14 protein-coding genes are annotated in these 12,918 nt (G+C 40.7%); 6 read left to right on the top strand and 8 right to left on the bottom strand.

Annotated features, from left to right (window positions below; all coding sequences use genetic code 11):
* Positions 1–25 precede the first annotated feature (25 nt).
* On the top strand, positions 26–817 hold the full coding sequence (locus BP896_RS06190) for a sugar isomerase domain-containing protein (RefSeq protein ID WP_291766781.1): 792 nt from the start codon (positions 26–28) through the stop codon (positions 815–817).
* A 4-nt stretch (positions 818–821) separates the two neighbouring features.
* Positions 822–1,772 carry an ROK family protein gene (locus tag BP896_RS06185; RefSeq protein ID WP_291766779.1) on the top strand — a complete coding sequence of 317 codons (951 nt, stop codon included), beginning with the start codon at positions 822–824 and terminating at the stop codon, positions 1,770–1,772.
* Between the two features lie 47 nt (positions 1,773–1,819).
* On the opposite strand, the gene BP896_RS06180 is transcribed toward BP896_RS06185, so the two are convergent.
* From BP896_RS06180 to BP896_RS06170, 3 genes are all read right to left on the bottom strand, one after another.
* Entirely contained in the window at positions 1,820–2,173 is a 354-nt protein-coding gene (locus BP896_RS06180) for a hypothetical protein (protein ID WP_291766777.1), read from the bottom strand.
* Between the two features lie 127 nt (positions 2,174–2,300).
* On the bottom strand, positions 2,301–3,164 hold the full coding sequence (locus tag BP896_RS06175) for an SMP-30/gluconolactonase/LRE family protein (RefSeq protein ID WP_291766775.1): 864 nt from the start codon (positions 3,162–3,164) through the stop codon (positions 2,301–2,303).
* A gap of 141 nt (positions 3,165–3,305) precedes the next feature.
* The gene (locus BP896_RS06170) at positions 3,306–3,611 is read right to left on the bottom strand and encodes a hypothetical protein (protein ID WP_291766773.1); all 306 of its coding nucleotides are present in this window, start codon (positions 3,609–3,611) and stop codon (positions 3,306–3,308) included.
* A gap of 503 nt (positions 3,612–4,114) precedes the next feature.
* Between BP896_RS06170 and BP896_RS06165 the strand changes: the two genes are divergently transcribed.
* From BP896_RS06165 to BP896_RS06150, 4 genes are all read left to right on the top strand, one after another.
* Positions 4,115–5,305: a mandelate racemase/muconate lactonizing enzyme family protein gene (locus BP896_RS06165; RefSeq protein ID WP_291766771.1), complete on the top strand. Its 1,191-nt coding sequence runs from the start codon at positions 4,115–4,117 to the stop codon at positions 5,303–5,305.
* A gap of 77 nt (positions 5,306–5,382) precedes the next feature.
* Entirely contained in the window at positions 5,383–6,789 is a 1,407-nt protein-coding gene (locus BP896_RS06160; RefSeq protein WP_291766769.1) for an aldehyde dehydrogenase family protein, read from the top strand.
* A gap of 68 nt (positions 6,790–6,857) precedes the next feature.
* The gene (locus BP896_RS06155) at positions 6,858–7,466 is read left to right on the top strand and encodes a DUF2848 domain-containing protein (RefSeq protein ID WP_291766767.1); all 609 of its coding nucleotides are present in this window, start codon (positions 6,858–6,860) and stop codon (positions 7,464–7,466) included.
* A 44-nt stretch (positions 7,467–7,510) separates the two neighbouring features.
* Positions 7,511–7,990, top strand: coding sequence for a hypothetical protein (locus BP896_RS06150; protein ID WP_291766765.1), 480 nt, complete (start codon positions 7,511–7,513; stop codon positions 7,988–7,990).
* 5 nt (positions 7,991–7,995) lie between these two features.
* Here BP896_RS06150 and BP896_RS06145 read toward each other — a convergent pair whose 3' ends face one another.
* The 5 genes from BP896_RS06145 to BP896_RS06125 all read right to left on the bottom strand — a co-directional run bounded on the left by BP896_RS06145 (position 7,996) and on the right by BP896_RS06125 (position 12,853).
* Entirely contained in the window at positions 7,996–8,964 is a 969-nt protein-coding gene (locus BP896_RS06145; protein WP_291766763.1) for a hypothetical protein, read from the bottom strand.
* Positions 8,964–9,275 carry a hypothetical protein gene (locus BP896_RS06140; RefSeq protein WP_291766761.1) on the bottom strand — a complete coding sequence of 104 codons (312 nt, stop codon included), beginning with the start codon at positions 9,273–9,275 and terminating at the stop codon, positions 8,964–8,966. The genes BP896_RS06145 and BP896_RS06140 overlap by 1 nt, the downstream gene beginning before the upstream one ends.
* Before the next feature lie 217 nt (positions 9,276–9,492).
* Positions 9,493–10,530, bottom strand: a complete 1,038-nt coding sequence (locus tag BP896_RS06135; RefSeq protein WP_291766760.1) for an aldo/keto reductase — start codon at positions 10,528–10,530, stop codon at positions 9,493–9,495.
* 111 nt (positions 10,531–10,641) lie between these two features.
* Positions 10,642–11,973: an NfeD family protein gene (locus BP896_RS06130; protein ID WP_291766757.1), complete on the bottom strand. Its 1,332-nt coding sequence runs from the start codon at positions 11,971–11,973 to the stop codon at positions 10,642–10,644.
* Positions 11,974–12,031: 58 nt separating this feature from the next.
* Positions 12,032–12,853, bottom strand: coding sequence for an SPFH domain-containing protein (locus tag BP896_RS06125; protein ID WP_291766756.1), 822 nt, complete (start codon positions 12,851–12,853; stop codon positions 12,032–12,034).
* Between the last annotated feature and the right edge of the window lie 65 nt (positions 12,854–12,918).

Genomic DNA, 12,918 nt, shown 5'->3' with positions numbered 1-12,918 from the left:
GGTGGTTTAATTTAGGTGACCTATCATGAGTGCTTCCAGTGGGTATTGGCGTAGTTGGATAAGTAATGTTCAGGGTATTATTAGTTACATTAGCAGTACTCAATTGCAGAACATTGATAATGCTAGCGGCATAATTGCTAACACTATTGATAGTGGGCATGCCTGCTTCCTATTTGGTTCTGGGCACGCAGCAATACCGGTAATGGAAATGTTCCCTAGGTATGGTTCAACGCTAGGCTTCATACCGATAGTGGACCTACCTCTAGTATCATTCCTGAGGATGGTTGGTGACCTAGGTTACCCTCAATTTGACTTCATAGAGAATTCCCCTGAATATGGGCGTAGGATAATGGAGAATTATAGTGTGCATAAGGAGGACTGCGTCATAGTATTCTCCCACTCAGGTACGACACCTATTTCCGTTGAGATTGCTGTGCAATTTAAGAGTAAGGGTGCACCAGTGATTGGAGTAACGTCACTTACTCATGCCAATTCAGCTAAGCCACGCCACCCATTAAACCTAAAACTTCATGAAGTAGCTGACGTAATCATTGATACCGGTGTCCCAGCTGGTGACGTATCGTTAACCATTGATTCGGAGGGTAAGAGGCTACGCATTGGGCCGCTTTCAACAATAGCCTTCACTATAGTTGCTAATATGCTCCTCTTAAGTACTATAGAGAAGTTAATTAGTAGGGGCCGTGAAGTTCCCATTTTCCCAGTTAGGGGCTTTGATGCTGATGCTGACGCTAGAATGAATCTAATACTTAGGAGGCATAGGGAATTGTACATTAAGCATATAGCTGCTGGTGATTAGTTAAGTGGTTGAGGCTACTATAGTTATTGATATTGGTGGGTCGAAAATCGCATCAGCATTAATTTACAGGAATGGTGAAGTTGAGGATTATAGAATTCAAAGCATTGATGAGAGGGGAGGTGAATATGTGGTGAATCAAATTATTGAAGCTGCTCAATATTACATTACTGCTCATGAAGCTAACTTAATTGGCTTGGGAATTAGCATACCTGGAATAGTTAGGGAAAATGGGCTGGTTTGGGCACCTAACATAAGGGGTTGGAGGAATATTAACATTGCTTCAGTAATTAAGAGGAGGCTAAGTGTAAGTAAATTAATAATGATTGATGACAGGGTTGCCAACATCATGGGTGAGTATTGGCAGGGGGCAGTTAAGGGAGCGAGTAATGCAGTGTCATTAATGATTGGTACAGGTGTGGCTGCTGGGTTATTAATTAATGGTAAGCCATTAAGGGGGAGTAGTGGTGTTGCGGGTGCAGTGGGTTGGTGGTTATTAAGTAGGAGGGTGCCTAAGCATAAATCATTAAGAGGATTCCTTGAGGATGAGGTATCAGGCCCAGCTATATTCAGGAAAACCTACAGGTACTGCCTACGTATAGGCAATGAAGATTGCCTTAACATTATTAGGAACTGTAACCCACCTAATGCTTACTGTGTTTTTCAAATGCTTGATCGGGGAGTAGTATTGATTAAACCCGTTTTAGAGGAGGTGGCGGCAATAGTGGGTATTACTGCGGCTAACTTAATTAGCCTAGTAAATCCTGAGGTGGTGGTATTAAGTGGTGGTGTGGGGGTGGAAATTGGTAGGAGATTCATGAATACTATTCTTGAGTCCGTTAAGGTGGCTCAACCTTACTCCCTTAGGGGGAGTAGAATTGTAGTTTCACAGTTAGGTTACTTATCAAATCTCTACGGCTTAGCCTACTGCATAATGAGTAGTAATGCCTGCATATGAGGATGAGGGAAGGATGATGAGTTAAGTTAACTACCACATTAGCTTAATCATTGTGATCCAAGCATCTTTGCAACATCATATATTAAGGCTGGCTTCCAGTACATTGAATTACGTTCCCTAACTATTCCTACTATCCAAATTATTACAAATGCGAGCCCTACTAATATACTTAAAGCCTTAATAATTATGAATAAGGGTGGAAGAAGCATTGTTGCTAAGGACAATAAGTCAAGTATTATTGAGACTACTATTATTACTATACCGAATGCAATGCTTAAGTACGACCAGTGCTTAACGTAATTGGATTCAGGCTTAACTATGAACCCCAGTATTCCACCAGCTAATGGTATTATCCAAGCCACTAAACCCCAATTAAGTTCATCGGTACTAATTTGAGACATAGCTGAACCTTAAGATAAGTATTTATAAATATTCCTACAACATAGTAAAATCTCGTAAACGTATTAGATAGATAATTATTCTCAATAAATATACCATTAGATTAAGCATGGTCATAACCCATGGACTTCAGTACTTGCACATATACTGCCTAACACCCTTAACATTGGTATTGGTTGTGAATAAGTAACCCTCATACTCAAGGGGTGGTTCACCCATTGCGGTGCTTATGAATAATGTTGTTAAATCACCTCCACCGAACGTGCATGAGCTAGTGTACCTAGCGTTAACTATTATTGAATCAGTAATAGCCTTATTAAATGGATTAACTCTAATAACCCTACCACCACCCCATAATGCAATCCAAAGGTAACCCTCTGAGTCTATAGTCATTCCATCTGGATTACCCTGTAGGCTTGATAAGTCTATTACATCCCTTAAGCCGGATAATTCACCATGCTTAACATCATAATTATAAACAGCAACCCTTCTAGTGGGGCTATCAATGTAGTACATTATTGAGCCATCAAGTGACCACGTTAAGCCATTGGAAACAGTAACGCCACTTAGTAATCTCTTAATATTTAAATCCTGGTCAAGAATGTATAGTGAAGCATTGGGCTTCCTTGGAATACTCATAGTACCTGCAACTAACCGCCCAAGTGGGTCGCACCTACAGTCATTAAACCTATGGTCAACACCCTCATCAACAGTGGTTAAGGTCCTTAGGATTGAGCCATCATCAGGATTAACTAGTATTACCTTATTCTTAATTGTAACAACTAAGTTACCATCATTATTAAGTGCAATGCAGCTTGGCATTGGGCCAAGTTTAATTGACTTAACGTAACCATCCTTAGGCCTATACATGTGTATGCCATCACCATTAATATCAACCCAATACAATACACCCCTCCTATAATCCCAAATAGGCCCCTCACCAAGCTTAGAACGAGGTAAGTTAACCAGTGGTATTGCGGATTCTGAACTCATTCTGATCAAATTTAAGCCACCTCTCCTAAATTTTTAAATTGTATACCCACATGCATCAACTAGTAGTGTTCAAGCCATTCCCTTAGGCTTACGTGATGGTCCTATTAATTTATGGGTAATGGCTTGAAATATAAGGCTTAATTAAACCTCTACGCATGATTCCCTCAACACCTTACCTAATTCATCATTAAAGCACCATATTCCTTCACCTGCATTTATTATCACTATACCTAATGCTGATATTGCCTTATCACTTAAGATCACTTGATCCATTGACTCAGAGATAATGAGTGAAAGTGGAATTAATGGCGTATCCCTATCATTAACTATAACCTTAGTTAATACATAACCCTTAAACCTATATATTGGCGCGATACCTGATGCCGTACGTATTGCATAAATGTCGAAGTCACTTGGGTTAAGCCTTATATTGAGTGCTTGAGCCATATTCATCGGGATCATTATATCGGGGCCTAAGCCCTCAAACCAGTATTAGCTAATGCGCAAGTTGTTACCTCATTGCTGCCCATACATATTTTTATCTTCAACTGAACGGTCATCTGGATTCACTTTCCTAATGCTCCTTGCATATTCTTCATACGATCCTAAGTAAGCTATGTACCGTATGTAACCTACGAATCCCTTAACCTCAAGTTTAGGTAATTCCTTATTCATGCGTGTAGCTAAATATTTGAACTAAGTTGAGTTTAAAAATCCTACTCTCTAGGTTCCTTAATCTATTTAATCATTGCTAATGCGTATTTAAAGCCTCGCCTTTAGGAGGGAGGGGTCATTTTCATTACTACATTAGTATTTATTAAATATAAGCATCCATATTATGGCGTATCCTGTGCCTTAACTTAATTATTAGCGTATTTGTAGGGTTGATATTTATTTTAATACGTAATTGCATACAGAATGGTTTAAAAAACATGATGTGAGGTGTAGGCATGCCGGAGGTAAGTGAGGTGGAGCCTATAATACTCTATAACCCTAGGCCTGATGATCCAGCACCTTGGGCATCATATATGGTTTTAGTTAAGGTTGTTACTAAGGATGGTAGGGTTGGTTGGGGGGAGACTCTGAGTTCAATTAGGGTTAATGCTTTGGTTCAGTTAATTAAGGTATTATCCAGCATTATGAAGGGTAATGATGTGTTTAACCTTGAGGGTAATAGGCTTGAGTGGTATAGGCAGGACTTCAATATGCCAATTTCCCTAGAATCCACAGCAGCCTATAGTGCATTCGATATTGCTTCATGGGACATATTAGGTAGGGAACTTGGCGCACCAATACATGTGCTACTTGGGGGTTTAACTAGGGGTAGGGTTAAGGTTTACGCAAATGGTTGGTATGGGGGTGCTAAGAAGCCTGAGGATTTTGCTGAGAAGGCTAGGGAGGCTGTTGGGAGGGGTTATATGGCTCTTAAATTCGATCCCTTTGGCCAATACTTTGATACAATTGATGCTGTAGGTATTAGGGAGGCTGCTGAGAGGGTTAGGGCTGTTAGGGAGGCTGTGGGTGATAATGTGGATATTCTTATTGAGGCTCACGGCAGGTTTAATGCTGAGTCAGCTATTAGGGTGGCGTGGGCTTTGGAACCCTATAACCCATTATTCATAGAGGAACCAACACACCCTGAGGATATTGAGGGCTTAATGAGGTTTAGAAGTAGCACTAGGATTAGGGTTGCCTTAGGTGAACGCATCATAAATAAGGGTTACCTACTCCAGTACCTTAAGCTTGGCCTACTCGATTACCTGCAGACTGATATAGGTAGGTTTGGTGGTTTAACGGAGGCTAGGAAGGCAGCAAGCATTGCTGAAGCCTTTAGTGTACCCATGGCATTCCATAATGCTAATGGCCCAATACTCCACGCAGCCACGATACAACTTGATGCATCAATACCCAACTTTGCTATTCAGGAATCATTCTATGATTACTGGCCTCAGTGGAAGAGGAATATTATAAGTGACCCAATGCCGGTGGAGGATGGTTACGTTAAGGTTCCCACTAAGCCTGGCTTAGGGGTTGATGTAAATGAGAAGCTTATTGAGGAGTATAAGATTAATGAAGCTGAGATTACCGTTAAGGGTACTTTATCATGGGCCGTTAAGGGTACGGTTAATGATTCTAAGTAAGCCATGTGGACTTAAAGGTATACGAACTGGAATTAAATGAAGGTAATGTTATTAAGCCAAGAAGCGGTGGCTAACGTATGCAGCGTCAAATACCAGTGTATGAACCGGCAACTGGTGAGGTTTTAGCCTACGTACCAGACATGAGTATTAATGAGGTTAGGGATGCGATAAGTAAGGCATATGATGCATTACCCAAGATACAGTCAATACCAGCCTATGAGAGGGCTAGGCTACTGATGAAGGTTGCCCAAGCCATTAGGTCACGTAAGGAGGAGTTGGCTAGGTTATTAACGAGGGAGATTGGTAGGCCAATTAAGAGTACTAGGTTAATCCTGGAGAGGACGGCTAGGATTTATGAATTAGCAGCCCAGGAATTACCCCATGTCCTAACCGGTGAATTCGTTCCCCTTGAGGCTTATGATTACCCAGCTGGTAATGAGAAGAGGATAGCCTTCATTAGGAGGGAACCAGTGGGTGTGGTGGGTGCTATAACGCCCTTTAACTTCCCACCGGATAGCATGGCTCATAAGGTTGCCCCAGCCTTAGCAATAGGTAATACTGTGGTTCTTAAGCCAAGTAGGAATTCACCATTAACTGAGACTGAGATAGCTAAAATTATCATTGATGTGGGGTTCCCGGAGGGTTCAATCAACGTAGTTACTGGTGACTCATCAATGATTGGTGATGAGTTCGTTAATAATCCTAGGGTATCATTAATAACGTTCACAGGTTCATCTAAAGTTGGCCTTAATTTAGCCAGTAAGGCAATATTAATGGGTAAAAGGGTTATAATGGAGCTTGGCGGTAGTGATGCAATGATTATTCTTGAGGATGCGGACCTAAATAAGGCTGCTCAAGCAGCAGCAGTGGGTAGGTTTGATTACGCTGGGCAATTCTGCAATGCCACTAAGAGGATAATAGTGAGGGATGAGGTCTATGATGAATTCATTAAGAGGCTTATTGAAAGGGTTTCAAAACTTAAGATTGGGGATCCATTAAGTGAGGATACTGACATTGGCCCATTAATAAGCAGGGAAGCTGTAGAGGCTATGAACTCCTTCGTTAATGATGCCTTAGGTAAGGGTGGGAGGATCATATATAAGGCTGACTGGATTCCTGAGAAGGGATTCTATTATCCACCAACAATACTGGAGGCTCCATTTAATGCATTAGTCTGGGTTGAGGAGGTTTTCGGCCCAGTACTGCCTGTGGCTAGGGTTAAGAATGATGATGAGGCTGTTGAGGTAGCTAATAGAACCGAGTATGGACTTGATGCATCAATATTCACTAAGGATTTCTCAAGAGCTTATAAATTAGCCACTAGAATTAAGGCAGGAACCATATTCATTAATGATACCACTAGGCTTAGGTTCGATAACCTACCATTCGGTGGGTTTAAGAAGTCTGGTATTGGACGTGAAAGTGTTAGGGACACCATGATGGAGATGAGTGAGGTTAAGGTAATATCATATACATTAGATTAAACCTAAACCACGCACTTACGTGTTAAATTAGCATTATAGTTTATAAACCGGACCGCGTCTGTGTATTGATGCATAGAGTAAACATTATTGCAGAGTACGGTAATAAGGCTGAGAAGGATATTGAGATAACGGTTGGTTCACTCCTATTGGTTCAGCAGGATTCAGGAAGCATATCAACAATAGCCCTTCAACCATACTTAATAACAACGAGTAATTACGTCAAGAAAATTACCGCATCATATGGCAGTAACATAGCCTACGCCTTACTCATTAAGAATAGGGAGGACGTGTTCATAACAGTGGCCAGCGATCACACTGACCCTGATGCAGAGAGGTGTAGTGTAATATCTGGTAAGCACACTTACCCTAAGGTTATTGCCCGTAGGGCTTGGTCCCTTGAGAACATTGAGGATCACTGGGACTTAATTGAGTTAAGGAATATGGCTATAATTAATGATGAGAAGAAGATGGCTCAGCAATTCACTGGAAGGGAGTTACCCCAGCCTAGTATTGTACTTGAGATGATTGAGGATACTGTGGAGGAGCCTAGGAATATGGTGATTATTGTTGAACGCAGGATAATGCCGGAGGAATACGTGGTTAGTAATTACTACGAATTATCTATTATAGATAATTCAAACAAGAGGAGTATTGAGCATTACTACTGGGTTGATTAATAGTTTCAGTAATGCTTATTAGGCTCTAATTAAGCTGAACTACTATGGTTAATAAAATTACGGTATCCGGGGTAGTCGTATTAATTGTAGGTATAGTATTAGCCATAGTAGGATCAGCCACGGCAACTAACAACGCCTTAAGCCTGTTTAATCAATTAAAGAACACTCCATTATCATCATTAAGTCCAGGCAGCTTCATTAGCCTTTCAATTTACCCAACCTCAGTGCTCATAATAGAATCCAGTAACCCATCATGTATTTCACCAAGCCCAGTACCATATGCCTCCAAGACTACAGCTAACATCACTATAATAGTGTATAATCAAACCTCAACAGTAAGCATAATGAATAATTGTACATTTAACATAATGCTTAGGTATAAGGAATTCTCAGTCTCAGCGGCAAGTAGCCCATTCATAACCTCAGGCTACTTAATACTCCTTGGCGGTATATTGTTCATACTAGGCATAATCACTGCAGTGGTTGGATTCATACTTGGCCGTAGGCGTAAGGCTAGTGCATGATTAATTCACGTGAAGTGTATTGATGCGTACTCACCCACATCAAAGTAAAGTTCACCACAGTCCCTTGTTTCATAATCCTTAGCCTTAACTAAGCATCCCCTCTTTACTCTTGGCTCATACGTAATTGGGTTATTAGTATTATTAGCTATGAATACTACACCCCAGTTGCTTGACTTCATTATTAATTCAACAATCAATGGCTTAAGGCTTAGGTTTGGTTCAGTGTTCTCAACAATTAATCTACCACCCTCAACCTGCACAGTGCAGTTGGAGACTGTGTATGGTGATTCAAGGCTCTTGAACTGAGCAATAATGCAAGTATTATTCCTATACTTAACGGTAATTAATGCCCAGTCTGAGATATTCAGTATACTGGTGGATAATATAATGCCCCTATGCCATGGTGTAATATTCATGAGCCCCCTCAACAGTATCCTAAGTATCATTAAGGGGTGCTTCATGATTTCAAGTTCCTTAAGCCTAAGCAACCTAAGTACCCTATCATATAGTCCATAAACTGAGAGCGCGTAGATTAATCCCAGTAAGTCTAGTTCATTAAGTTTACCTGTAATAGCCTCATGATATAGTTTAGTAAGTAGCTTAATAGCATCACTATGTTTAATTAACCTTAACTGTAGCTTATCAAGTTCATTAGTGCATTCTCTCTTAGCCCTCTCCCTAATTAACCTCAATTCGTTTAAATTAAAACTAGTAGGCCAATTTAATAAGAGTATCTTAGCTAATGGATAGGCTTCACAGGGGCTTAGTGAGTTGAGGTTGATTTCAGGCATTGAACCAGGCCACATAAGTGCATTAATCAACTCACTCCTATTCCTTGCCCCAATCATGCTTAGCATTAATTCATCAATAATGTTAAGAGGTTTAACCTCATTAATTTTCTCAGCGGCAAGTGAGGCGTATTGATTCAATAATTCATTACTGAACATTAATATGCCTGGTTCAGGGATGGGCATCAGCGACCTTTACCAATACCCCTAGTTGTTACTAGTAAGTAAGCTAATGCAGCTATTATTATGATTACTATGGTTATTATTATGATTAAGTTCTCGGGATAAGGCACAACAAGTAATGATGACCTACTTGTTAAGGCATAACCTAGAAAACTGAAGATGAGTGAGTATGATCCAAGGATGAATATTATCAGTAAACTTAATTTAACTATAGTGTAGTATGATTCCCTATCAGGCTTCTTAGCCCTCCTAAATATCCATGCAGTATCCTTAAGTAATCCACGCAGCTTCTTACCTAAATCACTGAACGCCACATGGGGACCTCGCACTTAGGTTAAATAAGCTTTATGCATTCAAACAGAATTCAGAACCACATTAGGTGGAGAATTACTTTATAGCCATATTTAAAATAATTAAAATAACCAGAGTAAGGAACAAGCCTCTAAGCTAGGTTGGGGAGGAAGTTGGCGCATAGATAATTATAGAAGATAATTTAAGCATATTGAATCTAAGTGAGCCTTAATTAATGATTCACCGATATTGCATTGGCCATGGTGGTATATGAAGTACTGGCTTTGGTTTGTATGGTTCCTCAAGGTACTTTACCTCATCATCAGTTAACTTAACATCCAATGCACCGGCAGCTTCCTCAAGGTGCTCAACCTTACTTGTGCCTATTATGGGTAGTACACTCTTCTTAAATAACCATGCTAAGGCTACTTGAGTTGGGGTTACTCCCTTATTCTTAGCCACTTCAATAACCCTCTTCACTATTTCAACATTCTCAGGGAACCTCTCAATATCCATGTATATTCTAGCAGCATAGAATCCAGTCTTCAATTGTAGGCGTGGGTTATCCTCAGGTTCAATTAATTTACCATCCCTATAATACCTACCTGAAAGCACACCAACTGCAGTTGGGCTATAAGCCATGTAGGTTATGTTATGTGCGTTGCAGAATGGTATCATTTCCCTCTCCTCCTCCCTATAAAGTAAATTATACGGTGTTTGAGTGCTAACCGGCTTCTCATAGCCCTTGAATTCTGCCGTATAATACATTTTAGCGAATTGCCATGTCCACATGCTTGATGCTCCAATGTACCTTACTTTTCCTTGGTGTACTAGGTCTGTTAGTGTGGATAATGTTTCCTCAATTGGCGCCTCGTAATCCCACCTATGAATCTGATACAAGTCAACGTAATCAGTATTAAGCCTCCTAAGCGAAGCATTAATCTGCCACATAATATGCTTCCTAGACAAACCCCTATCATTAGGACCATTGCCAACTGGGAAGTACACCTTAGTGGCTATTACGAATGATTCCCTATCATAGCCCTTAATGAACTCACCGATGATTTCCTCACTCTTACCCTGTGAGTAAACATTGGCTGTATCTATGAAATTTATACCTAAGTCCCAAGCCCTCTTAAGAACCTTAAAGGCCTGCTCCTTGGTGGCAACCCATGAGCTAGTACCATGGGTTTGAAGGCTTGGCTCCCCAAATGACATTCCACCAAGTACTATTTTAGAAATCCTAGTACCAGACCAACCTAAGTGAACGTACTCCATGGATAATCATTGCCTTTCACTCTTAATAAATATTACGATGCATTACCCTAGAGTATTTAGCTTAGAGGTTCATTAAGTAATTAAATTTAACGAACCAAATTTAACCATGTGTTACTGGTTAGCCTTCCTTACTTTTATAATGTTACCCTCATAAGACACTACAGTAACCCTATCGCCTTCCTTAATATCCTCCAGTGCTATAGCCTTCCAGTACTCTCCCCTAACCTTAACCATACCCATTTGCCCAGCCTTAATATCCTCAGTGGCGGTTCCAATTAATCCTGCTACTGGGTAATATATTATTGTTGATATTGGCTTAGCCCTAACAGCCCTAGCTATTAGCATTATTATCCAGGCCGATAAGCCCCCAATACCTATTATCTCACTGTAAAGTATTATCCTAAGTGTAATTGAATTGTATTTAAGCACATATTGCGGTGGTGTAACGTTTGGTATGAGTAGTATTAAACCTACTGCAATAAGTACTGCGCCAACGGCTATTAATGCGCCATGCAACTTACCCCCACTATGCCATTCAAAGGCCATTAATAAGGCGCCAATTATCATTAAGCCTAAGCCAGCGTAATTTATTGGTAAGCCAAGTAGAGCCAATACCACCAACAGTACTGCACCTATACCTGCTAAGTATATGTGGGCTGTTATTAAGCCCGCCAGGATGAGCAATACCCCTAGTATGGAGAGAATGTTCTCAATCACTGAGCTTTGTAAGGCGTCGTAAAGTTGGTAACTAATTGGTGGTGTTAATTGGGTTATTGTTGGGTTCTCCATTATTAGCGTGTAGTTTACACCATTAATGTTAATAGTAGTGCCATTCATCATGGATAAAAGTTGATTAATATCACTTGCAATGTAATTAATCACACCATACCTAAGCGCCTCCTCAGGCCCAAGATTAGTATCATTGTATACACAGGATGCAGCAAAGGTAGTGTTCCTACCCCTAAACTCAGCAGCCTCAACAAAGTACTTAGCCACTGCGTTAAGTATCTTGGGCTCAGTTATGAAGATTTCCTGCCCGGTAACTTCATTAATCTCCACTGGTTGGCATGAACCAATCACTGTTCCCGGAGCCATGGCGGCTATGGTTGTTGAGAGGAGAACCAATGTACCCCCTGACCAGGCGTATGACCCTGTTGGGTAAACGAACCCAACGGTCACTACACTTGATGTTTCAAATAGGCTAACTATGTTTAGGGCGGCATCAAGTAAGCCACCTGGCGTCTTCATGTATATGATTAATACACTATTTGGTGGTAGTTGATTAATAATGCTCTTCAACTCATAGTAAGTATTATCAGTTATCTCCCCATTTAAATTAAAGGTGTAGACTTGAGTTACCTTAATAATACTGTTGGATGCTGCATGGGCAATCATGGGTAATGTTAAGGTGAGCACAATTAATGCAAGCAATAGTACTCTCATTTCACTTTCACCTTTACTTAATTTTAAATTCACGTATTTAACCCTTTTTCTAAATTCCTCAGCCAATGCCTGATGAACCTTGCCCTCCTTGGCCCTCCTGCCCTCCCCTAGCCCTCAATGCTAAGGCAGCAGCAGTGACAGGCTCTAGGTTACTTGGGACGACTAATATTAGGTTATGCTCCTTAGCAACCTCAAGGAGGGTGTCAAGCTGCCTTAGGGTTAAGGCTATTGGGTTCTTAACGTACGTTTCAGCGGCCTTAAGGTACATTTGAGAAGCCTCATAGTCAGCCTGAGCCAGTATTACCTTAGCCCTCCTCATTCTCTCAGCCTCAGCTTGAGCAGCCATGGCTCTAACTAGAGTATCAGGCAGCTTAATGTCCTTTATGGCAACGCTGAATATTTTAAGGCCCCAGGGCTCTACGTGCTCATCAACAATCGCCGCTATCCTCTTGGCAACCTCCTCCCTCTGGGTTAGGAGGGTGTCTAAATCCACCATACCCACTACATCCCTTAACGTTGCTGCTGCTATTGTCGCCGCTGCATTTCTATATTCCTGTACTGATAATACTACGTTTTTTGCATCAAGAACCCTTAAGTAAACTGACGCATCCACTGAGACTTCAACATTATCCCTAGTTAACGCCCTTTGTGAAGGCATGTCAAGCATTATTGTCCTTAAGTCAATCGTAATAACCCTATCTATGAATGGTATAACTAACACTAAGCCAGGTCCATAAACCCCCTTGAACTTACCTAGCCTAAGCTTAACGAGCCTTTGATACTCCGGCACTATCCTTATTGCTGAGGCTAAAATGGGGATAACTATTATGAGTACTATTATTGCAATAACTATATCCACGATTAGGGAAACGGCGCTCATGGGTTAAAGTAATGTTAGGGTTTTAAAACTTTTAGTCAATATACGTAAATTATTTAACAATAATA

It is taken from the genome of Caldivirga sp. UBA161 (assembly GCF_002506515.1).
GTDB lineage: Archaea > Thermoproteota > Thermoprotei > Thermoproteales > Thermocladiaceae > Caldivirga.
This window is presented reverse-complemented; position numbering and strand designations above follow the sequence as displayed.

What these genes read in the sequence shown, in the direction of transcription:
- BP896_RS06135 (WP_291766760.1), bottom strand. Translation starts at nt 10,530, where the DNA reads ATGGAGTACGTTCACTTAGGTTGGTCTGGTACTAGGATTTCTAAAATA.
- BP896_RS06155 (WP_291766767.1), top strand. Translation starts at nt 6,858, where the DNA reads ATGCATAGAGTAAACATTATTGCAGAGTACGGTAATAAGGCTGAGAAG.
- BP896_RS06160 (WP_291766769.1), top strand. Translation starts at nt 5,383, where the DNA reads ATGCAGCGTCAAATACCAGTGTATGAACCGGCAACTGGTGAGGTTTTA.
- BP896_RS06130 (WP_291766757.1), bottom strand. Translation starts at nt 11,973, where the DNA reads ATGAGAGTACTATTGCTTGCATTAATTGTGCTCACCTTAACATTACCC.
- BP896_RS06175 (WP_291766775.1), bottom strand. Translation starts at nt 3,164, where the DNA reads ATGAGTTCAGAATCCGCAATACCACTGGTTAACTTACCTCGTTCTAAG.
- BP896_RS06180 (WP_291766777.1), bottom strand. Translation starts at nt 2,173, where the DNA reads ATGTCTCAAATTAGTACCGATGAACTTAATTGGGGTTTAGTGGCTTGG.
- BP896_RS06165 (WP_291766771.1), top strand. Translation starts at nt 4,115, where the DNA reads ATGCCGGAGGTAAGTGAGGTGGAGCCTATAATACTCTATAACCCTAGG.
- BP896_RS06125 (WP_291766756.1), bottom strand. Translation starts at nt 12,853, where the DNA reads ATGAGCGCCGTTTCCCTAATCGTGGATATAGTTATTGCAATAATAGTA.
- BP896_RS06170 (WP_291766773.1), bottom strand. Translation starts at nt 3,611, where the DNA reads ATGGCTCAAGCACTCAATATAAGGCTTAACCCAAGTGACTTCGACATT.
- BP896_RS06190 (WP_291766781.1), top strand. Translation starts at nt 26, where the DNA reads ATGAGTGCTTCCAGTGGGTATTGGCGTAGTTGGATAAGTAATGTTCAG.
- BP896_RS06145 (WP_291766763.1), bottom strand. Translation starts at nt 8,964, where the DNA reads ATGCCCATCCCTGAACCAGGCATATTAATGTTCAGTAATGAATTATTG.
- BP896_RS06150 (WP_291766765.1), top strand. Translation starts at nt 7,511, where the DNA reads ATGGTTAATAAAATTACGGTATCCGGGGTAGTCGTATTAATTGTAGGT.